Source organism: Microbulbifer maximicatervae (SeqCode) (genome assembly GCF_052468155.1).
Window position 1 is genome coordinate 3,944,762 of sequence record NZ_CP174335.1, and the last position, 24,244, is coordinate 3,969,005.

General features: G+C 48.8%; 20 protein-coding genes and 2 tRNA genes. 9 read left to right on the forward strand and 13 right to left on the reverse strand.

Features of this window, described 5'->3' with window-relative positions; genetic code table 11:
- Window positions 1-988: 988 nt before the first annotated feature.
- The 6 genes from ACJJIY_RS16805 (at window position 989) to ACJJIY_RS16830 (ending at window position 6,524) form a co-directional block, all read left to right on the forward strand.
- Window positions 989-1,858: a hypothetical protein gene (locus tag ACJJIY_RS16805; protein ID WP_445358422.1), complete on the forward strand. Its 870-nt coding sequence runs from the start codon at window positions 989-991 to the stop codon at window positions 1,856-1,858.
- 91 nt (window positions 1,859-1,949) lie between these two features.
- Window positions 1,950-2,183 carry a hypothetical protein gene (locus tag ACJJIY_RS16810; protein WP_445358423.1) on the forward strand — a complete coding sequence of 78 codons (234 nt, stop codon included), beginning with the start codon at window positions 1,950-1,952 and terminating at the stop codon, window positions 2,181-2,183.
- A gap of 85 nt (window positions 2,184-2,268) precedes the next feature.
- A complete protein-coding gene (locus ACJJIY_RS16815) occupies window positions 2,269-4,176 on the forward strand; it encodes a S8 family serine peptidase (RefSeq protein ID WP_445358424.1) in 1,908 nt (635 codons plus the stop codon).
- Between the two features lie 398 nt (window positions 4,177-4,574).
- Window positions 4,575-5,801 carry a hypothetical protein gene (locus tag ACJJIY_RS16820; RefSeq protein WP_445358425.1) on the forward strand — a complete coding sequence of 409 codons (1,227 nt, stop codon included), beginning with the start codon at window positions 4,575-4,577 and terminating at the stop codon, window positions 5,799-5,801.
- A gap of 472 nt (window positions 5,802-6,273) precedes the next feature.
- A tRNA-Cys gene (locus ACJJIY_RS16825) sits at window positions 6,274-6,347 on the forward strand.
- A gap of 90 nt (window positions 6,348-6,437) precedes the next feature.
- Window positions 6,438-6,524 (forward strand) — tRNA-Leu (locus ACJJIY_RS16830).
- 149 nt (window positions 6,525-6,673) lie between these two features.
- Here ACJJIY_RS16830 and ACJJIY_RS16835 read toward each other — a convergent pair.
- From ACJJIY_RS16835 to ACJJIY_RS16845, 3 genes are all read right to left on the reverse strand, one after another.
- Window positions 6,674-6,934, reverse strand: a complete 261-nt coding sequence (locus ACJJIY_RS16835; protein WP_445358426.1) for a LexA family protein — start codon at window positions 6,932-6,934, stop codon at window positions 6,674-6,676.
- A 222-nt stretch (window positions 6,935-7,156) separates the two neighbouring features.
- Window positions 7,157-7,378, reverse strand: coding sequence for a hypothetical protein (locus tag ACJJIY_RS16840; RefSeq protein ID WP_445358427.1), 222 nt, complete (start codon window positions 7,376-7,378; stop codon window positions 7,157-7,159).
- Window positions 7,379-8,116: 738 nt separating this feature from the next.
- A protein-coding gene (locus ACJJIY_RS16845; protein WP_445358428.1) for an IS3 family transposase occupies window positions 8,117-9,279 on the reverse strand; the annotation gives its coding sequence in 2 pieces (ribosomal slippage) (window positions 8,117-9,021 and window positions 9,021-9,279; 1,164 coding nt in all).
- Between the two features lie 505 nt (window positions 9,280-9,784).
- Between ACJJIY_RS16845 and ACJJIY_RS16850 the strand changes: the two genes are divergently transcribed.
- Window positions 9,785-10,459, forward strand: a complete 675-nt coding sequence (locus tag ACJJIY_RS16850; RefSeq protein ID WP_445358429.1) for a hypothetical protein — start codon at window positions 9,785-9,787, stop codon at window positions 10,457-10,459.
- Between the two features lie 6 nt (window positions 10,460-10,465).
- Here the strand turns inward: ACJJIY_RS16850 and ACJJIY_RS16855 are convergent, their stop codons facing one another.
- Window positions 10,466-10,972, reverse strand: coding sequence for a hypothetical protein (locus ACJJIY_RS16855; RefSeq protein ID WP_445358430.1), 507 nt, complete (start codon window positions 10,970-10,972; stop codon window positions 10,466-10,468).
- 1,265 nt (window positions 10,973-12,237) lie between these two features.
- Here ACJJIY_RS16855 and ACJJIY_RS16860 point away from each other — a divergent pair.
- Entirely contained in the window at window positions 12,238-12,702 is a 465-nt protein-coding gene (locus ACJJIY_RS16860; RefSeq protein ID WP_445358431.1) for a RidA family protein, read from the forward strand.
- A 160-nt stretch (window positions 12,703-12,862) separates the two neighbouring features.
- On the opposite strand, the gene ACJJIY_RS16865 is transcribed toward ACJJIY_RS16860, so the two are convergent.
- The gene (locus ACJJIY_RS16865; protein ID WP_444905356.1) at window positions 12,863-13,558 is read right to left on the reverse strand and encodes a YopT-type cysteine protease domain-containing protein; all 696 of its coding nucleotides are present in this window, start codon (window positions 13,556-13,558) and stop codon (window positions 12,863-12,865) included.
- 385 nt (window positions 13,559-13,943) lie between these two features.
- A complete protein-coding gene (locus tag ACJJIY_RS16870; protein WP_445358432.1) occupies window positions 13,944-15,110 on the reverse strand; it encodes a dipeptidase in 1,167 nt (388 codons plus the stop codon).
- Between the two features lie 79 nt (window positions 15,111-15,189).
- On the opposite strand from ACJJIY_RS16870, the gene ACJJIY_RS16875 reads away from it, so the two are divergent.
- A complete protein-coding gene (locus tag ACJJIY_RS16875; protein ID WP_445358433.1) occupies window positions 15,190-15,798 on the forward strand; it encodes an LEA/WHy family protein in 609 nt (202 codons plus the stop codon).
- A gap of 30 nt (window positions 15,799-15,828) precedes the next feature.
- Here the strand turns inward: ACJJIY_RS16875 and ACJJIY_RS16880 are convergent, their stop codons facing one another.
- The 7 genes from ACJJIY_RS16880 to lpxK form a co-directional block, all read right to left on the reverse strand.
- Window positions 15,829-17,538 (reverse strand): sulfatase-like hydrolase/transferase, encoded by a 1,710-nt coding sequence (locus ACJJIY_RS16880; protein ID WP_445358434.1) that lies wholly within the window; start codon window positions 17,536-17,538, stop codon window positions 15,829-15,831.
- Between the two features lie 158 nt (window positions 17,539-17,696).
- A complete protein-coding gene (pgsA, locus tag ACJJIY_RS16885; protein WP_413665675.1) occupies window positions 17,697-18,260 on the reverse strand; it encodes a CDP-diacylglycerol--glycerol-3-phosphate 3-phosphatidyltransferase in 564 nt (187 codons plus the stop codon).
- Between the two features lie 101 nt (window positions 18,261-18,361).
- Complete coding sequence (gene uvrC / locus ACJJIY_RS16890; protein ID WP_444905361.1) at window positions 18,362-20,176, reverse strand: excinuclease ABC subunit UvrC; 1,815 nt, start codon at window positions 20,174-20,176, stop codon at window positions 18,362-18,364.
- A gap of 44 nt (window positions 20,177-20,220) precedes the next feature.
- The gene (locus ACJJIY_RS16895) at window positions 20,221-20,874 is read right to left on the reverse strand and encodes a response regulator (protein WP_413665673.1); all 654 of its coding nucleotides are present in this window, start codon (window positions 20,872-20,874) and stop codon (window positions 20,221-20,223) included.
- Window positions 20,875-21,423: 549 nt separating this feature from the next.
- On the reverse strand, window positions 21,424-22,440 hold the full coding sequence (gene murB / locus ACJJIY_RS16900; protein WP_445358435.1) for a UDP-N-acetylmuramate dehydrogenase: 1,017 nt from the start codon (window positions 22,438-22,440) through the stop codon (window positions 21,424-21,426).
- Between the two features lie 11 nt (window positions 22,441-22,451).
- On the reverse strand, window positions 22,452-23,219 hold the full coding sequence (kdsB, locus tag ACJJIY_RS16905; RefSeq protein WP_444905363.1) for a 3-deoxy-manno-octulosonate cytidylyltransferase: 768 nt from the start codon (window positions 23,217-23,219) through the stop codon (window positions 22,452-22,454).
- Window positions 23,209-24,243: a tetraacyldisaccharide 4'-kinase gene (gene lpxK, locus ACJJIY_RS16910; protein ID WP_445358436.1), complete on the reverse strand. Its 1,035-nt coding sequence runs from the start codon at window positions 24,241-24,243 to the stop codon at window positions 23,209-23,211. Before lpxK ends, kdsB begins: the two co-directional genes overlap by 11 nt.
- Window position 24,244 lies beyond the last annotated feature (1 nt).

The window sequence follows — 24,244 nt, forward strand, 5'->3', positions numbered from 1 at the left end:
ACCTCCCCGGCTCCAAGCGCCTCTTTCTACACTGGAGATTCAAGCTTTACGGTTGCTAGTAATTACCCCAATCTCCGACACATCCATTTAGTCTGCCAGCTAACAACCAATCCCTTGTTCTCCCTGGGGTCGAACACTTTCCACCAATCTAGCCACTCTCTGAATTCTCTTCACGAATACGGCAAACTGTGGTCGCCAAAAAAATACCGATATTATTTCTATCCACTTTCTTGTATTTACGTATCTTCAACGACTATCAAGTACTTTTAGTTTTGAGAGCACACGTATAAAAAAATGCAAAGCTCTCCACAGAGGATGCAAGAGTTTGGAGCAGAAAAAACCAAGAAGGACATACGGCGCGAGGCAATAGTAAATTACATTGAAAAGCTACTAGATACCGTTTTTTGATGTCCTGAGTAAGTAGACCTTTACATAAAAGCGAACTGAAAAGCTCGCTAAGCTGCTTTTCCAAGACATCGATATAAACAGTTACCTTTAAATTCCAGTTCGCTATTTGCGGATATTTCTACAAGTGCCGCTATTTTTCACCGGGCACCCGAGGGGATTTTTCCCGAGCCCTAACACCAACACAAGGGAGCAGCACCCTGCACGCCACAAGAATATTAACCGCTCATTTAAGTAGCATATCCCGAGTAAGACTTTATTTTTTAAAAAATAATCCTTTTGGGAAAATTACAAAATTTAAAGAAAAATAGTGACTACAATTGCGCCCCCATTACCTTTTTGTTTCCCACTCCATTTTTTTTCAAACTTTCCCTGTGCTTCTGAAAAGCTTCTCTATACTCAGATCAGCCGGCTGAGTGTCCGTCGCAAGATGCAACAACTCGAAAGCTCATTACTGATTTATTATCAGCAGGCTGATCCTAAAAACGGGGCTCTATCAAGCTCCAAAATTCTCACCCGTAAACCATGAAATAACCTGGGCGATAGCCCCCTATCGTCATTGGTCTACTCGAGGAGTACGTTCATGTACCAACCATATGCATATGCTCAAGGGATCTTTGGACAACCACAAAACTATGCCGTACCTCCGATTAATCCGGTCGTCGGAATCACTCCCCCCCAGCCATACCTACCGCTTCAACAGTTAGCACCACAAGGATTGCTGGGAGAGTTTATTAGCCGTGCAGCTCCGGTAGTTGGTGGCATTGTCGGTGGACCACAAGGTCAATTGATCAATGCACTCGGCGGATTGGGCCAAGCACTGCCCTTCCAGGCCGCACCACAGCTTCCACAACAGTTAGCGCCCCACATTCCTCAGCAGCTTGCTCCACAAATTCCACCTCAGTTCGCTCATCAGTTTGCCCCCCAGAACTATCTCAGCGAATTGATAAACCGCGCGGCCCCTGTTTTGGCCAATTACATCAATAACCCTCAGGCACAGCTAATCAATGCAGCCGCCCAACTAGGGCAGCTCTTACCCTATCAAGCCGCTCCGCAACTGCCACCGCAAGGTCTCCTCGGTGACTTGATTAGTCGTGCCGCACCTGCTCTTGGCAACTACATTGGTGTGCCTCAACAAGGTCAACTCCTTAACAACTTGGCGCGCCTCAACCACCTGCTGCCCTACCAGGCCGCACCGCAATTCACGCCACACCTCGTTCCTCAGACCTACATCGGCCAACCGGTAAATCAACTGGCACCTGTGGCTCCGGAGCAGTATGGATCGGTTCCCCCGCAGGCTTTTGTACCACTGAGCCAACCGGTGCAATTCCAGGCTTTCCCGCAACCACCTCAGCAACCCCTCCAGAATTTGAGTGGCATCGGGCAGCCACTGCCCTATCAGGCAATGCCGCAACCCAACTCAGCCTTTCAGCAACAGGCTTATCTGCACTGAAAATGCAAAAAAAAGGGGCTTCCCGCCCCTTTTCCTGGGGGTGAGTTCGACCCTGAACTATTTTGGATGGCGCAGTCACAATGAGAAGAAAATGAAGAAGTTTGAGCAATATGTAGCCGTACCCAATCGTAAGGTATCAGCTAGCACTCTGGAGCTAGAGGAGCTGGTGAAGGAAGCTTCAAATTGCCCCGATGTTAAGGACGTTACTTTGCGCAAAAGCAACGTCACCCTTGTGGCTACACCCGATGCCGTCGACGACCTAAGAGAGAAATTGGGAGGCAAAGTAATTATTGATCCAGATCAACCTGTTCACCCTCTCAATTGAGGCTGAAACCCACTCGATTCACCACTTTCAGACGTTTCACACGCGTACTAGATCAGTACCGCACTGAAAGCGAAGGAACATGAACATGACTGAATCCCGACAAGAAAAGGCCGCAGGAGAACCTTCGGTCGAGGTTGCAGAGAAAGTCGAGTTACTTATTTCACCCCGCCGCAGCCTGATGGCTAAATCCATGGGCGTGCAGCCATTGAGCTCGGGCTCAATGCACCATGTGATTTCCACTATTGCCAGGCAGGCAGGTTGTGAGGTGCTTCGTGAAATACGCCCCGGCAGAAAACTAAAAACGCTGTCCTCCGCCGATGAGGCCACCAATATTTACAAAGTCCGTATGGATGTGGATGCTGCTGCGGCACTTTACCAGACCACGCCACCAAACGTCGCCGTTGAACTGGACTCTCTTCTCTCTTACGGGCAAGCGAGTTATTCACCGACCTTTTCCGCAGTTTTTGCACAGCAACCCGGACTATTGCGTGAATACCATGTCCAGGCTCAGCAGGTGCACTTCCGCGTTATCGGCGCAAAAGGTGAGCCCATACGCGACGCTCAAATAATTGTTGAAAGCGCAGGCTTTCCCCAGGAGGGGGTCACTAACAATAAAGGGGAAGTTGCGCTCAGTATTTTTGCGCAAAGCGGCGGCGCTCAAGTGAAATCACTTCTGATCCGTCCCGCCAAAGATTTCTGGAACAAATATATTCGCAGCCCTTCCCTGTCGCTCACCGGTGTGAACCTGGTGAAACTCCAACCCCTAAGCGAAGCCATACCCAACTTCCCCAATGATGCTTCCTATGGCTGGGGGCAAAAGTACATGGGCCTGGACCAGCTACCCGATGAATACACAGGCAAAGGTATCAAAATCGCAATCATCGATTCCGGTGCGGACAATAAGCACCCGATACTGAGCCATTTAAAGAATGGTATCGATGTCACCAATAATTACGATACCAATAGCTGGGTAGAAGATATCGTCGGCCATGGAACCCACTGTGCGGGAATTATTACAGGCCAACCCTCTGGCTCCGAGGCAATACGCGGATTTGCTCCTGAAGCCGAAATCTATGTATTCAAAGTTTTCCCCGGCGGGCAATTTAGTAGCTTGATTGATGCACTCTCACATTGCATAGAGCTCGGTGTTGATGTGGTGAATATGAGCCTGGGCAGCTCTGATTCATCAGAGGCTGTTGAGCAGCAAATCGAGGAAGCAGTCCAACATGGTATCGCCTGTATAGTTGCCGCAGGCAACAATGGCGGAGCAGTCCAGTATCCAGCCAGATCCCCAAATGCTATGGCTGTCGGCGCTCTGGGAATGCTCAATGAGTTCCCCAAAGATTCCTGGGAGGCTCAAACAGTAATACCCTCAACAGCATCAGCCGACGGTCTATTTGTTCCTAGGTTTAGTGCTTTTGGCCAGGAAATTTCTGTTGCCGCACCTGGTGTGGGTATCGTTTCGTCTGTGCCTGACAAAGGCTTCGATGTTCAGTCAGGTACATCAATGGCCGCGCCGCATATTACCGGTTTGGCAGCTCTACTACTTGCCCACCATCCATTATTTAAAGGTGCGCTCCGGCAGAAAGATGTATCCAGAGTGACCGCCTTATTCCAACTGATCCAATCCTTGGCCGCACCAATGCCCCTCGGGGCAGAGAGAGTTGGCGCAGGTGTTCCCAAGCTTTTCGGTATCAATTCCGCTTTTGAGTCCGCCAAAGAGCAAGCAAGGGCCGCGGGTACTCATACCGCAACCGCGCAAGGTCCCTCCCCAGCCACTCCATACTCTGGATTTACCATGAGTCCGTTACAGGGCTACCCCCCTCAAGCTACACCCAGTTGGCAGGGGCAGTTTGTGCCGGGAGGTTATTACCCTTCCGAAATAGCCGCGGTTAACCCCCAGCAACCAATGGTAAGCAGTTTTCCAGATGGATTTGCCCTGAGCGCCTACGGTATGCAGTTCGTTGATCCCCGTGCAATCAGATATTGGTAGCTCTGTCGCCATCGTTAGTTAGACTGCAAAAGACCTTTTAAGACCGCAGCTATGCTGCGGTCTTATCCTTCGTAGCGCTCAATTCCCACTTAGTCAGCATGCCTGCCCACTAACCCAGCCCTCTCAAAAGATGTTTGTGCCGGCCCACCCATATCTATCTTCTTGTTTACTTTTACGGGAGATGCTTACTAGTATGCGCCGCCATATGATAACGACTTTGTAAGTGTATTCTTTTTAAGTGGTACATATCTGAAAACCAATCCAATGAAACCTGACGGCACAAAACTGTCACCTCATAACTGGCTAGCTTGTGACCAGTTTGCTTGAAGGTGACACAAGGGCACCTGTAGGCTTAGATACTGTCGAAACGACTAATTGTTGGATTTCCCGCTGAAGAAATGATGCTTAAACGATTACTAACACTGCCGCTATTACTCGCCACTCTATCCCCTGCTCTTCAGGCTTATGAGATTCTTTACAGTGCAGAGATCTCGCCCAACTCCAAACTGGCTGAGGTGGAAATGGCACTCAGCGGTGATGATATGCCAAGTAAGCTCGTTCTAAACTTGCGCTCTGGCCGCTATCAGGACCTGGAAAGTGACACCCCCCTAAAGATTGAGGGCGACAAAGCAACCTGGTACCCCAAAGGGAAGAACCCCGCCCTCAAGTACCGCTTTGTCATAGATAACCAGCGTAGCAACGGTGGCTACGACTCACGGATCACCAAAGACTGGGCAATTCTCCGCAGCGATAAATTGATTGCACCGGTATCGGCAACCAGCCGTGGCCGCTCTACCGCCCGCCTTAAGTTGGAACTTCCTGACCAATGGTATGCGGCCCTACCCTACCCTGAGATCGAAGATAACCTATACGAGCTATCTGACCCCAAGCGTAAGTTTGTAAGACCCAAGGGCTGGATGATTGTAGGGAAAATTGGCAGTCGGCAGGATATGATTGCCGGCACTGAAACCCGTGTTGCAGGCCCTAAAAATGAGAACATTCGGCGGCAAGACATCCTGGCCTTCCTAAATTGGAACCTGCCAGAGCTCAAGAAAATCTTCCCCCTCTTCCCTGATCATCTATTGATCGTAACCGCTGACGACCCCATGTGGCGCGGCGGACTGTCGGGGACACGCTCTCTATATATGCATGCTGATCGACCATTGATCAGCGGCAACCGCACCAGCAGCATGATCCACGAGCTAGTTCATGTGGGCACTGGAATTCACGGCGACGATGAGAGCGATTGGATTGTAGAGGGACTGGCTGAGTTTTACTCCCTGGAGATTTTAAGGCGAACTGGTGGCATCAGTGAAGCCCGCTATCAGGAGGCAATGGATAAACTGATTAAATGGGGTAAGAAGGCTCCTTCACTATTAGTCGAACGCTCGTCCGGCCCCATTACCGCCCGTGCAGCCGGGGTAATGCAGCAACTGGATAAAGAGATTCGCGAGGCCAGCAATGGCAAGGCAAGTATTGATGACGTCGCACGAGAACTGGCTCGAACACGCGGTGAAGTGACTCTGGAAAGGTTTAGATCCCTGTCTGAGAAAGCAGCCGGTAGACCCGTGGATGCATTAGCCACAGAAAACCTGACAGACCGGGCGAAAGGCTCCAGTAAATAGCAGACAAAAAAAAGCCCTGACGACGGGGGGGGAGAGCGTCAGGGCCAAGACCATTAGGAGTGAAACTTGGAGGATTTCATCCTTGCTTCCGGGTGGCAGCCATGTGAGCCACCCTACCAGCATTACTAAACACGTTGGGGGAGATGTGTTAGCCAGATAAAGACAGTATCGAACACAGGTCACAGATTGCCAGCACACCTGAAGATTAATTTAGAACAAATGGAAATAGGTTCTTGAGCACCAGCGCTAAAAGTTATTACAGCCCTCCCCCACCATCAGAAGGTAACTTTTCCTACTTTTTTTCACTTGTTTGCAACATTGATGAAAACAATGCTTGACTAATCCTCTAGAGTCCCTAAAATGGCGCCCACTTACACAGCGAAACGCACGTAAGTATAAGAAAACGCTAGGATTTTTCAGATTTATCAGATAGAATTCGCAGCGTTCTTTTCCGCCAAAGGCGGATAAAAAAGGCTAGGTGGCAGAGTGGTCATGCAGCGGACTGCAACTCCGTGTACGCCGGTTCGATTCCGACCCTAGCCTCCATTTTCCTCTTCATTGCAGTATCCTGTTGAATGCAATGAAAGTGAGAATGAAGGGCAACTATTAAACATCGCCCTCTCTCGCAAAGGATCTGCCCGGGTGGTGGAATTGGTAGACACAGGAGACTTAAAATCTCCCGGCTTCACGGCCGTGCCGGTTCAAGTCCGGCCCCGGGCACCAATCAGATCTTTGAAATCAATAAGTTACATACCTTTTGATGCAAATTTGGTGCACTGATTTTTATCCCCCTCAAACGATACAAATCTAGTTAAAAATTTTTTTCCTGAGCGAAGAAAATAGAGCTTCCCTACCCCTGACACTGACAGCACCTAAACTGGGCGATGATTCCGCACAGATACTTTAACCACCCCTTCAACTAACAACTCCTTCCCATACCGGTATCGGCTTGTATTTGCCATTGGGGACAACAGCCGGCCTCGCTTAAGATCCAAGATTTTACATGTTAGCTGGCCATCCAGAGCGACCACAACAGCGTCACCATTCATAGGTGTCAGTGAGCGATCGGCAATGAGCACATCACGGTCAAAGATGCCCACCACTTGCATAGAGCCACCATTAGCCCTAGCCATAAATCTCGGGGGAGCATTAGTTATTAAATGCTCATCAAGGCTTTGCGGTTACTCTTTATAGTCAACTGCCGGAGAATGAAAACCGCAGCTAATGCCACTACTGTATAGAGAGAGTAGTTTCATGGTTAAGCGCACACTGTATTTTCATACAGCATGTGTAAGTAGGTACTAGTCAGGCAAGAGGAGCGCGTTGCGAGCGGCCCCCTGTGCCTTAACAAAACACTACCTCAACAGCTCGCGAAGCTGCTTCTGCTTCTGCTTCTGCTTCTGCTTCTGCTTCTCAGCAAGAGCATTCAGCTCATCCACCAAAGAACTAACTGCCCCATCCAGATTGTTGGCCTGCACTTTAAGAATGTCCCTAATTTTTGGGTCAGCGGTATCAGCAGTCATATGTATCGTGTCCAGGTAGGCTTTAATCTCAGCTTGAGTCTCTATATATGCCATTGCAATCAACTCCTTCTTTCCATTGGGTACAGGCCATCGTACAGCCTTTGCCCATAATGCAAGTGTGTCCTAGGGGCCCCCTTTATACCCTGTTATTGAGTAAATCCAGTAAATTGCCATGCCATAACAAACTTGGCCCCCATCTCCGCTTTGGAACCATCCCGTAACACATGGTCAATCTACTAGAATACTGTATATCTATACAGTATTCCTACTTTGACACTCTATAGGAATTGCCCCTCCAGCCATCAAATTGTGAGCCATCTGGCCTATTTGCTCAAACTGGCCGGACAGATGATAATATTGAGATAAACTAAAAAATTCATTTCTTAACGCGTAACAGAGCTGCACTTATAAGAATTTGTACCCAGATATCAACTAAATAGCGATATTTTGTAAAACAAACAGTTTGGAGCAATGATCTATGAGCTGGACAAATTCGCAGAACCATTAACCAATTTTTTGCCGAAAATAGCTGTAACTTTTGAATATGCATTTTTTACATAGTTACACGACAGCAGGCAGGAGAGAATATAGTAAAGTAAGATTCGAGAACTGGTATTTGGCACTAGAGTATCAACAAAGAGTTGGCTACTAAACCCATCTTTTGATGGCACTTCCAGACTTAGGGGTGACCTAGATAGCAAGCATCACTCACCCATTTAGCAATCTTATCCTGCTACACATCTAGGTTAAGATATATCGACATGATCCTACCCACCAACAACGGACACACCACTAAGCGACTAGTTGTTCCTCAAACGCCTCAGGGCTGAGATAGCCATTGGCGCTGTGTAAGCGATTTCGATTGTAGTCTATTTCTATATACTCAAATACGGTTTCCCGCATGAGGCACCTTGTAGGAAAGCGGTTACCATGGATTACTTCTACCTTAAGTGAGTGGAAGAACGTTTCTGCGCAGGCGTTATCATAGCAGTTACCTTTGGCGCTCATGCTGCACCGCAGATCATAAGCTGTAATTAAAGATTGATAATCTTTAGAGCAATATTGGCTTCCCCTGTCAGTATGCACGATAACATTTGTAGGTTTCTTACGTCGCCATAAAGCCATTTGAAGGGCGTCACAGACCAATGTAGCTGTCATCGTTTCTGACATCGCCCAACCAATAACCAGCCGACTATATAGGTCTATCACTACAGCCAGATATAACCAACCCTCTTCTGTTCGTAGGTAGGTAATATCCCCGACCCATTTCTGATTCGGCGCTTCAGTATTGAAGTTCTGCTCGAGCAGATTTGGGGCCACTGGCAGACCATGTTTTGAGTAGGTTGTGGCTTTATATCTCTTGGCGGCTTTAGCCCGTAGGCCCTGTCGACGCATGCTGGCAGCAACTGTTTTTTGATTATATTTACTCCCCTCACTGGCCAATTCCCTCGTCAGGCGAGGGGCGCCACTACGTTCTTTACTGGTTATAAAGCGCTGCTGTACCAAACCATCAAGCTCCATTTGGTACTGCTGGCGCTTGGATTGATCGGCCGATCTTGACACCCAATCGTAAAACCCACTGCGAGATACGCTCAATACCTTAGCCATCGCTTTGATGCTGAACTTATGCCTGTGCTTTAGCATGAAGGCGTACCTCATTTCAGGCTCTTTGCAAAGTACGCTGCGGCCTTTTTTAAGATCGCCAGCTCCTCTGCCTGCTCAGCCAGCTGCCGCTTAAGGCGAGCATTCTCTGTGGCCAGCTCTCTCTCGGCATCCCCTCGGCTCTGATGTAACTTAGCCTTGCTTCGCCATCCGTAAATCTGGGAAGGATGTAACCCAAGCTGTTTAGCGGCAACGCTTACCCCTACCTTGACCGCCAGTGCTAGGGCATCTTTTCTATATTCCTCTGAGTATTTTTTACGAGTGGTTTTGGTTGATTTACTTGATCGTGTCATAGGGCACCTCTGCTGCGTAGTTTATCGCTTAAGAGAGTGTCCGTCTTTGGTGGGTAGGATCAACATTTGCTCATAGCGTTAGTCTAAAGGAGTTAGAGGTTGACAAAAAGAAAACTAGGAAGCTCACTACTGACCAATTCAATTATTTTTATAGCTGGACTGCTAACATTTTCTTCACTAGCTATCAGCAACTACCTATTTTTACTATTAAGTTTATGCTTATGCTGGAAATACCGGCGAGAACTTAAAGACTGGTGGTCCCCCCCAAAAGCCGACAAAAGAACGTACTCTCTGGCAATCAGGGTACTTTAAGCTTTTTCTACTTTTCCCTGTAGCGCTTTCGATTATTGTTGCCGGGATTATTTATCAGGAGGGTAAGTTTTCGTTTGACCCATCATATAAGGGTTGGAACCGCCTATTTGAATATTTCAGGCTTCCATTATCACTTGCAGCACTTTCCCTCCCTCTTACTGGTCTTTTTGTGGCGCATCGCAGATCATCACAAATGGCTGAAACCCTTAAGGAAGCAGTAACGCAAAACGTAATTACAAAATACTACTCGCACAAAAAAGAATTCTTTGAGCTGCTGGAGAAAATAGAAACAGACAAAGAAGTAAAATTTAAATACAACTCGCTTTATCGAGCGCTATTCCCACATAACAATATAAAGAAAACGCATCCAGTTTTTAGCCCTACGTCTACAGGGCATGAGGATCAGCAAGACCTACTAACAGAGTTGACTAATGACCTTATTGAGGTAAATGCATCCTACGAAAATATACTAAGGGATATCAAACTTACAAAGCTTAGCAAAGAAAGTGAAGTAACAATTCCTTGTGCGGAAAAAGAAAATATTAGGGATGATATTTTAGAATACTATAAGAAAATAACCAAAACCACCGAACAACTTTTATTTACTATTGAAACGAATAACGAAACCGCAACAATCTTTAACACTAAAATTTTATTTAGTGAAAGCGATCCTCTTGCTCAATTAAATTTAATCATTGATGTTATTGAAGAGCTTACAAGGTTTAGCGATGTTGAAGAGACCGCTGGAGCTTTAGGTTATGTAACGCCAGATAAGGAATTTGGTGTTATGGCAAACTTAACCATTGGGCGCAATGAACAAGCCTTAAATGGAGCTTTCAAAGGTATTCCTCTAGGGGCCACAAGCTAGATGGCTTCATGGCTCCAATAAAACTTTCATCCCCTCAGGGAGGTAGGGGTAGTCTGCGGTATTGGTAAAAACCTCTCCCTTGCTCCAGTACAGCTCATCATCGGAGAAATCACCTTGGACCAAGTTATCGCCGGAGGCGAGTTTCGCGATCTTATCACCTGTCGCCTCAGCCACGACTATGGCTTGGTCGGCAACAGCCCTCAGCAATGCACTCTTAGCACTACCTACTGCCGTCCAGCGAGTATTCCATGTCCCTCGCGCTATCGGTGTCGTATTTTCTAAATCGTCCCAAGGTGGGTCCAAGTCTTCCAGATAGCTGGTCAGCAAATTGAGATTAGCGATATAGTTATTTTTTTCATTAGTAATGCTAAACCTATCTGCTTGAGCCTCGATATCCGCTTGCTCCGCAATCAGTTCGTTGTATTTACGAATCTCCCCCACCTTTTCAGAGGGGTGCAATTTACCGTCCGCAGATATATCGAGAGTCTCTTGCAGAGCGATAGCTGCGGGCAAGAATTCTCTGCCTTTTTAAGGTGGATCGTATTGGATGATGATGACCTAAAACCAAACTTCAAACATCACATACCGACATTAACCTACCAACAAGAAGAAGCGACCTTAAGTTAAGCATTTGGCCTTCAATCTCACACTCGCTTTGCGGCCTCGCTAAACTCGACTGCAAAGCGAGCCCTAACCCAGTTAAGGGCAAGGCATCCTATTTCGGGAGCTCCAGTATCCGGGCCAAATTTTCCGGAAAGGAAAACTTGAGACAATACATCTCCCCTATCACCATAAACCACAGAATCTAGATAGCTTAGAGGAGCGGATAAGATGACATTCACTCATCAGTGTCTCTTTCATCTTTACTTTAATTCCGACCACTATTGGACGACCAGAGGTTCTTAGCGGCACCTCCATGCCTGTACACCCAAAAGCACAGAAAAAAGAATCAAGCCGACCCCCTCAATGGCCAATGTATGCCATACGCTCAATTAACTACCCTAAACTAGAGATAAAATAAACCGACCAAGGAAGAATAAAAAAACCGGCTTGGGGGCCGGTTCAAGAAAGGATGGTTGCTGCATGAAAACCAAAGCAGCTGTAAATATATTACCTCTCACACTAGAGAGCTGTCAATGCATGCAGCTGTACAAATATACAGCTTTAGATGACATACACGCCAATTTGAGAATCAGGTTTTGAAGTATTTAGTTTCGAGCGTTTCCGTTCTTTTGGTGGTTGGACATACCACTTCCCTAATTCAGCACTCAAGTTTAGCCAAAATCCTGGCAAATCTATATTTCTACAATAAAATGCGTGTGTTGGTTTCAATTAAAAGAGATCGGTCCACTCAAAGCTCGATTGGCTTAGGGCGAGAATAGCGCACTCGAATAGCAGCGCTACCGAGTCAGTCACTCCAGAGCACTATTGTTCAATAATCCAGCAATGTTAAAAGTGGCGCTCAGGTAAGCAATGGGATTGAGTTGCTCATAATACGAGAAAACTCTCGCATTCATCACCGTCGCCAATGCGTACAAATTAGATACGAATTGCATGTATAATCACCACCCAATATACCCTTTAGTACCTTAATCCAATTAGCTCGCTCCAGCAGGTTATACTCAACTAAAGCGAAGGTGGTTACTCGTAAGCTCCAATGCACCCTTGCTCTAGAAACCCATCTAAGTTTTTTGAGGTAATCACCAAGAACAAAAAGTGATCGACCGCAAGATACACCGGCCCCAGCTTTTATGAAAAACTTACAAAAAAAGATTCCAATGAAGATAAAGATATCACCTATAAATGCATTAATTTCTGCACTTTTCACTATTACGCTTTCCAGTTTCAGCTATGCAAAGGAGGCTGAGCAGGTTGAATTTCTGAACCCAACAGGATCAGCCTCAAAGCTACCGTTTTCAGAGGCTGTAAAAGTTGGCAACCAGCTATTTCTTTCTGGCCAAATAGGGCTTTCACCGGAGACTAAGCGGTTAGCCCAAGGGGGATTCGCTGCGGAGACCAAACAGACTCTAGACAACATAAAGCAAACTCTGGAGCGCTACGACTACGAAATGAAAGATGTTGTTAAATGCACGGTCATTTTAACAGATATCAAGAATTTCCCTGAATTCAACAACATCTACCAGAAAGCTTTTGCCTCCCCCTACCCTGCAAGGACTACCTTTGCAGTGGAGTCCCTAGCGCTGGACGCCCAAATTGAAATTGAGTGTATCGCTGCCAAGTAGTCAATATTAAAACTGGAAGTGCCAGACTAACCCCCCTAATTGACTCATCAGGACTTTTACTGCGGTCTAAATTCTCTAGTATACGCTTGCACTTAAACTCAACGCACAGGGTCGCCTAAGCGACCCTGTGATACCTAGACAATAAAACAACCCCACTAACTTATCTAAAAGTTGAAATCATCCAGCTTCCACCAGCAGTGCCCATCGCCAGGTATATCAAAGCCAGCTGGTGTAATTCGGCCTTAAAGCGGTTGTATCCGTTAAATACAAAGGAGCCAAAATTGGGGTCAAAAAGTCTCCAGGTATTACCATTCTGTACTTGAATTGCAATTGCATGGCCGCTGTTGGGGCCCAGGAACCCTATCAATGCAAAACCTTGATTAAGGCGGGCCATCCCCTGCCGTATCCATCGCAAAAATGTGGAAAAAGGCTCAAATGGGTTCAACTGATGCCCACGGGCGATACAGTGCTCGGTATACCCATCTGTCCGACAAATCGTCCTTAACCCTGACGATATACCCATCACATTTCCCTGGATCTGCTGCTGCGCGGAAATTGCCCTTTGCATTGTATAGATAGGCTGCCCAAAGGTGGTGGTCGACCCGCCAACAGCCCTTAAAAACATACCTGGAGTTGCTCTGTTGAGGGCGTTTCCAATTCCCGTATTATGGTAACGCTGTTGCAGTCCTGCCTGGAGGTGCATATTTATATGACCACCGGGTTGCAAGCCGAGTCTCACCCACATGTAGGATAATGCGTAACAAACTCCACGCCTGACGTCATTGTGGACACCGGGTTGGATGTAATTTGCCTGATCCAATAGAAATTCTGTTTCTGTTAGTTTCGGATTGAACATGGAGGTCTCCCTATTCTTTAGAGATAGTGGACTTTTGCCTATCCGCGGTATCGCGGCCCATGTTCTATTTTTCTTACCTACAGTTTTATCTCTATCAATTTTCCTGCGGCTTTTTTAGCTTTAAGTCACTTTAAAAAGTAAACTGGAATTTAATTACACTTGGTTACAGTTGGCTTTTCAGGGCATAAAGAGCAAAATATGATACAAACTTCCAGTTTAAATTGCGTTTGGATATGTGCAGAAAGTTATTTATTTTTAATCATATACGAGTGCAAGTATTGCGCTGGTAATAACAAACTCATCAGAACAGTGAGCTATCAAATGCCAGCGCTAATATATCTGTTGAGAAGGCTGCGGAATCTAAATTCAACCTTCCTATATGATATTAACTGGGAAGTTGAGTAAGGAAGAAATCTCTCAGGTTCTCACCCATTACTTTACGGATCTCTTCTTCAGTAAACCCTTGCCGAAGCATTTCTGCGGTAAGCACGCCCAGTTCACTTACGTCAAATGCAACCTTTACACTGCCGTCATAGTCCGACCCCAATGCGACATGATCCACACCCAGTGTATCAATGGCATAACGAATGGATTTAACAATGCTCTTGGGGCTTGTATCACAGACAGCACCAGGCCAGAAACCGATTCCAACCAAGCCTCCTTTGCCCGCTATCTCCTTCATTAGCTCGTCACTGATATTCCGGCGTGAGTTACACGCCCCTTGAAGCCCGGTATGGGAAACAATCACTGGGCGCTCGGCAATATCCAAAACTTCGCGGACGACCTGCTCGGAGGAGTGGGCGACGTCAATCACAATAGAGCGCCTTTCCATCTCCTGCACTGCTTTCCGGCCAAATGCGCTCAAACCCTGCCCGCTTTCTCCATGCAGGGAGCCACCCAGCTCATTGTCGAAAAAGTGTTGCAACCCCATCACTCGGAAGCCAGCATCGTATAGGCGACCGATGTTTTCGATCTTCCCTTCCAAAGGATGGGCACCTTCAGTGCCAAGGAGTGCGGCCAAAACCTCTCCACCCTGCTTCCTTGCTACAAGCACCTCTTGTAAATCTGCCGCACTTTTGACGATACGTATTTGGTCAGGCGCAGATTGCTGTAGCGCATTAACACGCTCTGCATGATAGAGCGCCCGCTCATACAGGCTGCCCCACGCCTTTACTGGCCACGCCTGAGCAATGGCCAATAAGGTTATGTTATCGCCAGCTTTGCTGGAGTTCTTCTGATAGTTCTGCCCCCGGGGAGACTTGGTAACTGATGTGAAGACCTGGATACCCAGGTTACCTTCTCGCGCCCGGGGGAGATCCAGATGACCATAGTCGGCTCGCTTCCTCAAATCCCTGGCCCACAGGAAACTATCTGCGTGGAGATCACCTACCAATAGACTTTGGTGTAGCGCTTTAGCCTCAGATGACAGCGCTGCAATTTTGCCCGGCTCTATTTTGTTCATCGACTTTTCAATAGCCGGAAGCAAAAGCCATTTCCAGCTGGCGAACAATATCACCACCATTGTTGTCAGAAGAATGAACCACTTGCTCATCTATTGTCTCCGTTAGTAGAAATCCATGGCGAAGTTTGCACAGAGGCAACAACCTTCTTCGATCCATCAGGATCGTAGAATGAAGCAATTCGAGCGGTTGCTCAATAAGCAAGCAAGAGAAATAAAACTGTGGTGGTCGTGGAGTAAGCGCTGGGACACCAACCTCGCACTTATCAGAAGAGAGAAAAATGAAGGACAAGCAGTGATTAAACTTTTACAACTGAACTTACTCGTATTATTCGCTCTATTCATGGGTGGTTGCGCCGCTTTATCGCCCAATTTTCAGCAGCCAGAGGTTGAGATTATTGGGCTGGAGCCGCTTCCTCCTGCCGTCGGCAGCGATCTGCGCTTCAGAATCCATTTGCGCATTTTCAACCCCAACAACCAAGAGCTACCCCTCTCCGGGATCTACTACAAGCTCAGTCTTGCCGGCCACAAAGTGATGACAGGAACCTCAAACAACTTATTGCCCATTGCCCCCTATGGCCAGGATGACATCTCGGTAGACGCAACTGCGAGCTGGATGGGGTCTCTATTCGCCGCCGCTGAATTAGCGAATAGAGGGCAGCAATCGGTACCCTATGAACTTCAGGCAAAAATTGGCCTGAGCAGGTCCATTATGCCTTCCATTACAGTGCAGCGAAGTGGCGAAGTTCGACTAAATCAGAATCTGGGCCTCCACCACTAGTCCAAGCCTACTCACTGTGGAGTTAGCGTTTTAATCTCCCCAGTCGCCGACCTTGTCGGCACCGGGGATCTGATACTCGAGATAGTCTTCAACAGTGAATGGCATCTCACTGATGACTGCGCGCACGCGTTCACCAATAGCCTGTGTCTCAGGGCGCGCATTGGCCAGCCCGGTATAGGGTATGCCTTTGCCGCTGGCTACGTCTGGATATTTACGTTTGAACAAGCGGTGGCGAGCCACCATATGATTGAACTGTCCCTGGGTGTAAATTAACGGCACCAACTGCGGGGACTCCTCCCGTGGATCCATATATAAATCGAAATAAGCCTCCGGCATCCCCGACCCTGCCACCTCCCCCGCTCCCAGCCAATGCCTCTTATATCGCCCCTTTACTGTTGCCCCCAATTCCTTACCCGTATAAATAAATACATAATCCCGGCGGCCATGAGTATCGCCGTTTAGGAACAGAGCCGTCTGGTCGAGGCCATCAACGACGCGATCCGTGGGAATAGCATCAGTTGCTCCACCCAAGCGAGCGAAAGTCGTATACAGGTCAGTGATATGAATAATATCTCCTGCCGTTTGTCCCGCTTCGATAGTTCCTGGCCACCAGGCAAAAGCAGGTACGCGAACGCCGCCCTCAGTAAAATCCCCTTTGCCACCCCGATACAACATGGGCAGCATTCCCCACCCCGCCGGCGGACTGTGGACCATAGGACCGTTATCCGCCATTGCAACGAACAAGGTATTTTCAGCGAGCCCTAAGCTTTTCAATTCTTGCATCAGCACCCCGACAAAGTTATCCATCGCCGGGAAGGCATCGGCAACCATCAGCCCGGCTACCGAGCGCTTGGGGTTATACATCGCCATGAAATTAAGGAGATTGGGCCAGTAGGCAACGAAAAACGGTTTCTTCTGCTCTGCACTGCGACGAATAAAGGCCAGCGTTCTCTGTTCTGCTTCTGGATCAAACTTGGCGAAGCACTCGTTGGATGTTCCGCACCATTCCCGCCCGGGTTGTCCCTTTTTCCCTTCAATATTCATTACCCAGCCAGCGGGAATCAGACCAGGGCTGTCCAACTGATAGGGGTCAGGTGGATAGATTTCGGGGAACATGCCCAGCACCGCATTTGCTACATTTGCCTGGGGGTTAAACAGGGAGGTAATCTGGTTCATCGGAGTGAACAACGCCTCATCGAACCCCTGATTGTGTAAATAACTCTCCTCGATATCTCCAAGGTGCCCCTTGCCGAAAAAGCCTGTCGTATAACCCGCTTGCGAAAGTACCTCGGCAATAGTGACTTCTTCTGCGCGTAGACCAGAAAACTCATGGGGCATACCCACTTCACCCATGCCATAGCGCACCGGTAGCCGTCCGGTGAGCGCAGCAGCGCGGGTTGGTGTGCATGAGGGCTCAGAGTACATGCGGGTAAAGTTGATACCCTCTGAAGCCATCTGATTTAGATTTGGCGTTGAGTAGCCAAAGTTCTTTTGTAACGCAGGAAAGCCAACAGCTCCAAATGCAGTGTCATCCCACAGCAGGAATACTATATTCGGTGGCTGTCCATATTTCTGCCGCAACTGCTGTAAGCGTTGCTCAAGCTCCGCATCCTCTTGATCCCAACGTTCGCCGTTTTGCATCTTGAGAATATAAAACTCGGCATCGTGTACAACTTGCCCCTCGACATTGAGAGTGATGCAAAGCAGCCAGATCATAATCAGATGGCTTTTGACGGACATGAGCTTCCTATAGATCGCAGAAAAGTATCTAACAATTTAGAGGAGCGCAGGGGCTTGGAAGAGGAAGAGCGAGTTTAAGCGGGGTAAAGAGCGCCTCGTTTTCCAGCAAATGCCAGAGTCGAGGCGCCAATTTCGTGAGAGAAGTAACTCCCCTCTATCTACTTATCCCGGCTGTCGGCCATAAGGGCCGGCCATGCGGCGCGCAAGTACATCACCATCGTCCACAAGGTGAGGCCGGCAGCGATATAGAGCAGCAGGTATCCAATAGTTTCCATCACCGGAAACTCTCTAACATCGAAGGCAAGCAGAACAAGAATTGCTGCCATCTGTGCGGTGGTTTTGACTTTGCCTACATAGGAAACGGCAACACTGCTGCGCTGCCCCAGCTCAGCCATCCACTCCCGCAACCCAGAGACCGCGATCTCTCGACAGATGATCACCGCCGCAGCAATCGCAAACAGCGGATTGTCATGCAGTCCCACCAGCAAGACCAATGCCGTAGCCACCATTAGCTTATCGGCAACCGGGTCCAGAAAGGCACCGAGGGCAGTACTCTGATTTAATTTTCTGGCGAGATAGCCATCAAGCCAATCGGTAATTGCGGCAACTGCAAAAATTGCAGCAGAAGCAATGTAACTCCACTTGTACGGCAAATAGAAAACCAAAACAAAAAATGGGATCAAAGCAACACGTAGCAGTGTCAGTTGATTGGCGATTGTCATACTTTTCTCTATTCTTGCGGAGGGCGTACGTTATCAAGCCATCGCGCAAAATGAAACGCTTTGGAAAAAACTGGCCATTTAATCGCCAGCTCAATCCTGTTCTACTCGTGGTGTAGTGCCGAGTATATATCCTGAGCCAATTTCCGGCTGATACCATCCACGCTGGCAATCTCCGTTACTGTTGCGCGCTTTAGCTCCTGCAAACCTCCGAAATGTCGCAGCAGCGCCCTGCGGCGAGTGGGCCCTACTCCAGCGATACCTTCCAATGGAGACTCCCTGCGTTTTTTATCCCGTTTTGCCCGGTGGCCAGCGATAGCAAAGCGGTGCGCTTCGTCTCGCACTTGTTGAATTAAGTGCAGCGCTGATGAGTCGGCGGAGAGTACAAGCTCTTTGTTACTGGAAACCACATGTAATGTTTCAAAGCCCGCTTTTCGTGTAGTTCCTTTGGCAACACCAATAATTTGCACTCCGACAATGCCCAGCTCATTCAGAGCTTCGACCGCTTGTGTAACCTGGCCCTTCCCCCCGTCAATCAACAGGATATTGGGGAATTTGCCCTCGCCACCGGAAAGGCGCGTATAGCGCCGCTTTAGCGCCTGCCCCATTGCCGCATAATCATCGCCCGCCTGGATACCCTCAATATTGAATCGGCGATAATCCGACTTCACCGGGCCTCCGGTATCAAATACAACACAGGACGCAACCGTGGCCTCACCGGAAGAATGGCTGATGTCAAAGCACTCAAGCCTCTCCGGGAGCTGCTCCAGTTCTAATACTTCCTGTAGCTTCTCGAAACGGTTGTAGAGTTTTTGCTGGGCTGCAGTTCGACTAGTCAAATTCTGTTGTGCTGCCTGTTGCGCCATCTCAACCCAAGTGGCCCGCTTGCCACGCAACTTATGGGTGATACCAACATCGCGACCACACTGCTCGCTAAGAGCCTGTTGAAGTGGCTCGAGATCCTGTAAGGCCTCTGAAACCAAAATCTCACGGGGGATCTCTCGAGGACTGCCCAGGTAAAATTGCGGGACAAATGCGGAAAGTAGCTCTGGCGGTGTGAGCCCCAGGCGCTCACTGGGAAAATAACTGCGACTCCCCAGAATTCGCCCCTGCCTGACAAACAGAACGTGTACGCAACAGCTGCCGCCCTCACTGGCTATTCCAAGCACATCCACATCGCCACTTGCTCCCTCAGCTACCTGATCCGCTTGTAGACGACGTAGCGCGGAAATTTGGTCCCGCAGTCTCGCGGCTTTTTCAAATTCCAGCGCCCGGGATGCCTCATCCATTTGATCGGCCAACTCCTGGATAATGCTGTCACTTTTACCCGTGAGAAACATCTCTGCGTGGCGAACATCCTGGCGATAGTCCTCGGGAGAAATAAAATCGACACAGGGAGCGGTACAGCGCTCTATCTGATATTGAAGGCAGGGCCTTGAACGGTTGCGAAAAACACTGTCTTCACAAGAGCGGATTCGAAAAGTTTTTTGCAAAAAGTTCAGGCTGTCGCGAACCGATGATGCATTTGGAAAAGGTCCGAAGTATCGGCCTTTCTTGCGCTTGGCACCACGGTGGAATGCAATACGGGGAAAAGTGTCATTGCTGGAAAGAAAGATATAAGGGTACCCTTTATCATCCTTCAGCATCACATTGTATGGGGGCCGCTGGGACTTGATCAGGCTTTGTTCAAGCACCAGGGCTTCGGTTTCACTGCGCGTAACGGTGACTTCGATGTTTCCAATACGCTGCACCAGCGCCATGGTTTTTGTCGTTAGTCCGGAGCTGCGAAAGTAGCTCGACAACCGATTGCGAAGGTTCTTGGCTTTCCCTACGTAGAGGATTTTATTTTCGGCGTCGAACATCTGGTAGACGCCGGGTTTGCGAGTTACTGTAGCGAGGAAACGCTTGCTGTCGAACATCTGGCAACCGGCCTCAATATTTTAAGAAATCAGCCACTTTTCAATTAAAGTGCAGCATCTGGGTCGAGAATTTGGTGTTTAACAGCGAGGATCGTCAACTCTACATCACTATTAATATCCAACTTCTCAAAAATCCTGTAGCGGTAGCTATTCACCGTTTTGGGGCTTACCGAGAGAGACTTTGCAATATCCGCAACCTTGGCGCCATTGACGATCATGTCTGCAGTCTGCAATTCCCTTTTAGATAATTTTTCAAACGGAGATTGCTGATCATCCTGGCCACTGACACTGCGCATCGCCATTTTGGTTGCCATGGAATTACTGATAAAAACACCACCTGAAATAACCGTCCGTATCGCGCGAACCATTTCTTCAAGGTCCGCGCCCTTAGTCACGTAACCCATTGCCCCAGCTTGCATCAAGCGGCCCGGGAATAAATCATCATCGAGTGCACTAACGGCAACAACCTTTGCCTCCGGGCAACGCTGGAGCAGTTTTCTAGTTGCTTCAAGGCCACCCATTCCTGGCATTTTTACATCCATCAGAATGACATCAACATTAGACCGGCGAACGAATTCCAGGGCCTCCTCGCCACAATTTGCCTCTCCGGCGACTTCTATATCCTCAACATCACCCAGCATGCGCGAAATACCCATTCGCACAAGATCGTGATCATCCACCACTAAGACTTTGATCAAGCTATCCCCAACTACGGATAAGTGCAGTGGCTACGCCGCGTATACATCCTCAACGCACGAGCTCTAGAAACTGCGTTCTTCTTTTTAGCTCACGGTGAAACTACCCCGTGTAGGTCCCCCCGGAACCCAACCGCAACATACCAGACAAAAACGCTACTGCAAAGCAGAAGCACCGTTTCAAATGCTGCTGAACAGACATTTGACCACAGGATCTTGCTGCCTTTATAACATTTAATTATAGCGTAAAAACGTACCAATTAATTTTTCTGCGATCAAGATGAGCACTTCCGCAAAATTTGCGATAGAAGATTCATTTTATCGCAGAAAATATTTATGAAAGAAATCGGAATATGAGAAAATGTTAGAGGTTGAATTCGTTATAACAAAATAATCGTCAACAACTAGAACAATTCTCTACTGAAATTCAGGCTGAAAACTGCCAACCTCACCCAATAACTTGCACTTTCTATTGGGTACTTGCTAACTGTAATTCAGTGAAGAATAAAAGAAGGGATTGCCCGCACCCTCATGCAAACAATCTTAAGTGGGTTAAGGGTAATAGCGCGGCTCAGGCTCCAGGGTAACACCAAACTTAGCCTGCACATCAGAAGCGATAGCGCGAGCCAATCTTGTCACCTCATCACCCCGGCCCCGGCCGGGATTAACCAAAACCAATGCCTGCTGGTGGTGAACACCAACCGCTTCTTGCCGCCTGCCCCGCCAACCAGCGCGATCAATTAGCCAACCTGCCGCCAGCTTCCAACCTTCACCGCTGGCATAAGCTACTAAATCGGGATGTTCCGATTTTAGGTTTTGGTAAATGTCCGCATTCACCACAGGGTTTTTAAAGAAGCTGCCAGCGTTGGGGATTTGATCGGGGAGCGGCAATTTACTGTTGCGAATATCGATAACCGCAGCGGAAATTTGTGCGGGTGTTAAAGAGTCACAATCCCAACCTTGCTGGTCAATAAATTGCTGTAGGGCCGGGTAAGCTACCTTGGGCTGCCAATCTTGTGCAAGGCGAAGGTTAACCTGGGTAATAATAAATTGATCGCGCAACTGCCCTTTAAACACACTATCCCGGTAATCAAACTCACAGTCCGAAGCGGAAAAGTTATGTAGTGCACCTGTAGAAATTTCCATGGCCTGCAAGCTGCAAAAACAGTCGCGCAACTCTACGCCATAGGCGCCGATATTTTGGATTGGGGCTGCCCCCACTTTACCTGGAATCAGCGCAAGGTTTTCCAAGCCTCCCATGCCCTGCTCAACAGTAGACATAACCAGCTGGTGCCACCCCTCCCCGGCCGCCGCCTCAATCGTACCGCCACGACCATTGGGAGTAATTGTTAGCCCTCGCAGCCCGACCTGAATGGCAAGCCCGGGAAAGTCTCCCGTTAATACGATATTACTGCCCCCACCCAACGGCAGAATCGGCAAACGCTTCTGCTGCGCAAAACTCAAAGCCTCACGCAATTCATCCAGGGTTTCCACACGCGCAAAGTAAGCGGTGTTTGCTGAAATTGCGAGAGTATTGTGGGGCTGTAAATCGATATTGACTTCAATCATTAGGTTCTACATCAGGCCAGGGTTTCTCGCATACGCTGAAGATCCTGTTCAGTATCTACGCCACCGGGCACTTCTGCGCAGGCATCCGCTACGTGAATCTCTTGGTCGTGGTAAAGAAAACGCAGCTGCTCCAGAGCCTCGAACTTTTCTAGCGGGGCCATAGGCCAGGAGACAAACTGGCGCAATAGCGCAACACGGTAAGCATAGATACCAATATGGCGACGAGGTTCCAAGCCCCTTGGCAGTTCACTGCTATCCATCGCAAAGGCATCTCTGGGCCATGGGATTGGCGCTCGTGAAAAATACCTGGCCAGCCCGGACTCTGTTGTCACTACCTTGACGATATTCGGGTTGCGAAAATCCTCCACTGAGGTGATGGGTTCCGCCAGGGTTGCAACGCCGGCTCGCTTGCTAGCCGCCAGGTTTTCAGCTACTTGATTTATCACCTCGGCGGGTATCAAAGGTTCATCGCCCTGCACATTGACCAAAATGCGGTCCTCGGCAAGGCCCAGGTTCTGAGCCACCTCCTGCAGTCGGTCAGTTCCCGAGGCATGCTCGGCAGATGTCATACACACCTCGGCGCCGAAGCCATGGGCCACCTCCGCTACACGCATATCATCGGTGGCGATAACCACCCTCTGGGCATCGCTCTCACGGGCACGCAAATAAACATGCTCCACCATCGGCTTGCCGCCGATATCAGCCAAGGGCTTGCCTGGCAGGCGGCTGGAGCCATAGCGTGCGGGAATAATGACGTCGAAAGAAGAGTTACTTTTCATTTTCACTAAATTGTTGCAAGTGCTTGTGTACTTTTTGATAAAAAAGGTCTGGCAACTTGGCCCGCACCTCGAGCGCCCACCAATGACTCTCCCAGAAATCACGACATTTCACCGCATCTTTCATGGTCATAATCACTGGGGTTTCCCCATCGAAATGCAGTTCCTGGGGGCTGAATTGATGATGATCGTCAAAAGGTTGCTCTGTCACCTCGAACCCTAGCGCTTGCAGTGACCGGAAAAACCGCTTGGGATTACCGATCGCCGCCACCCCGTGGCAAGGCCCCACCTCAGGCCCTGACGGCAGGCGCAATGTGGAGGTTTGATCGAGGTTAAACTGGTGCCAACAGGAAGGCTCGAGTGTCATTTCAAACTCTAAAAGCCCACCGCACTGATCCCTGACTTTGGCTTCTGGCTCTCCATTACTAACCAGCATGTCGACGCTTTGCAGGCGCGTCACCGGTTCCCTCAGAGGTCCTCTGGGCAGCATATGGCCATTGCCCAAACCGCGATGACCATCAACCACACAAATTTCATAGCTGCGCCACAAACTATAGTGCTGTAGCCCATCGTCAGACAAAATAACATCACACTGGTGATAGTCGATCAGGGCCTGCGCCGCCTCGGTGCGATTAGGGGAAACCATCACCGGCACACCGGTGATTAAGTGCAGCATCAGCGGCTCATCCCCGGACTCCAGGGGGTGGGATTGGGCAGTCACCTGATAGGGATATTTTTCTGCACGACCACCATAGCCACGGCTGATAATCCCCGGATTGCGACCCCGCTCCCTTAGCCAGCGAGCCAGCTCCGCCACCAATGGTGTTTTACCCGCACCGCCAACGGTGATATTACCGATGACGATGACAGGAACTGATAAGGGCTCCGGTGGAGTGCGAGAACTCATTACCCGGCGCCGCTTGCTCACCCCCCCATAGAGTAATTCCAGCGGAGTGAGCAGGGAGAGCGAGCGACCTTCACCCTTTTCCGGGTACCAGCGCTTGTTAAACCAGTCTTCCAGTGACATC

Bases quoted from the DNA above. Each gene is read 5' to 3' on its own strand.
- ACJJIY_RS16880 (WP_445358434.1), bottom strand. From the start codon at position 17,538: ATGTCCGTCAAAAGCCATCTGATTATGATCTGGCTGCTTTGCATCACT.
- ACJJIY_RS16850 (WP_445358429.1), top strand. From the start codon at position 9,785: ATGGCTGAAACCCTTAAGGAAGCAGTAACGCAAAACGTAATTACAAAA.
- ACJJIY_RS16865 (WP_444905356.1), bottom strand. From the start codon at position 13,558: ATGTTCAATCCGAAACTAACAGAAACAGAATTTCTATTGGATCAGGCA.
- pgsA (WP_413665675.1), bottom strand. From the start codon at position 18,260: ATGACAATCGCCAATCAACTGACACTGCTACGTGTTGCTTTGATCCCA.
- lpxK (WP_445358436.1), bottom strand. From the start codon at position 24,243: ATGTCACTGGAAGACTGGTTTAACAAGCGCTGGTACCCGGAAAAGGGT.
- ACJJIY_RS16805 (WP_445358422.1), top strand. From the start codon at position 989: ATGTACCAACCATATGCATATGCTCAAGGGATCTTTGGACAACCACAA.
- kdsB (WP_444905363.1), bottom strand. From the start codon at position 23,219: ATGAAAAGTAACTCTTCTTTCGACGTCATTATTCCCGCACGCTATGGC.
- ACJJIY_RS16840 (WP_445358427.1), bottom strand. From the start codon at position 7,378: ATGGCATATATAGAGACTCAAGCTGAGATTAAAGCCTACCTGGACACG.
- ACJJIY_RS16835 (WP_445358426.1), bottom strand. From the start codon at position 6,934: ATGGCTAGGGCTAATGGTGGCTCTATGCAAGTGGTGGGCATCTTTGAC.
- ACJJIY_RS16870 (WP_445358432.1), bottom strand. From the start codon at position 15,110: ATGAGCAAGTGGTTCATTCTTCTGACAACAATGGTGGTGATATTGTTC.
- uvrC (WP_444905361.1), bottom strand. From the start codon at position 20,176: ATGTTCGACAGCAAGCGTTTCCTCGCTACAGTAACTCGCAAACCCGGC.
- ACJJIY_RS16860 (WP_445358431.1), top strand. From the start codon at position 12,238: ATGAAGATAAAGATATCACCTATAAATGCATTAATTTCTGCACTTTTC.
- ACJJIY_RS16820 (WP_445358425.1), top strand. From the start codon at position 4,575: ATGATGCTTAAACGATTACTAACACTGCCGCTATTACTCGCCACTCTA.
- ACJJIY_RS16815 (WP_445358424.1), top strand. From the start codon at position 2,269: ATGACTGAATCCCGACAAGAAAAGGCCGCAGGAGAACCTTCGGTCGAG.
- ACJJIY_RS16875 (WP_445358433.1), top strand. From the start codon at position 15,190: ATGAAGCAATTCGAGCGGTTGCTCAATAAGCAAGCAAGAGAAATAAAA.
- murB (WP_445358435.1), bottom strand. From the start codon at position 22,440: ATGATTGAAGTCAATATCGATTTACAGCCCCACAATACTCTCGCAATT.
- ACJJIY_RS16810 (WP_445358423.1), top strand. From the start codon at position 1,950: ATGAAGAAGTTTGAGCAATATGTAGCCGTACCCAATCGTAAGGTATCA.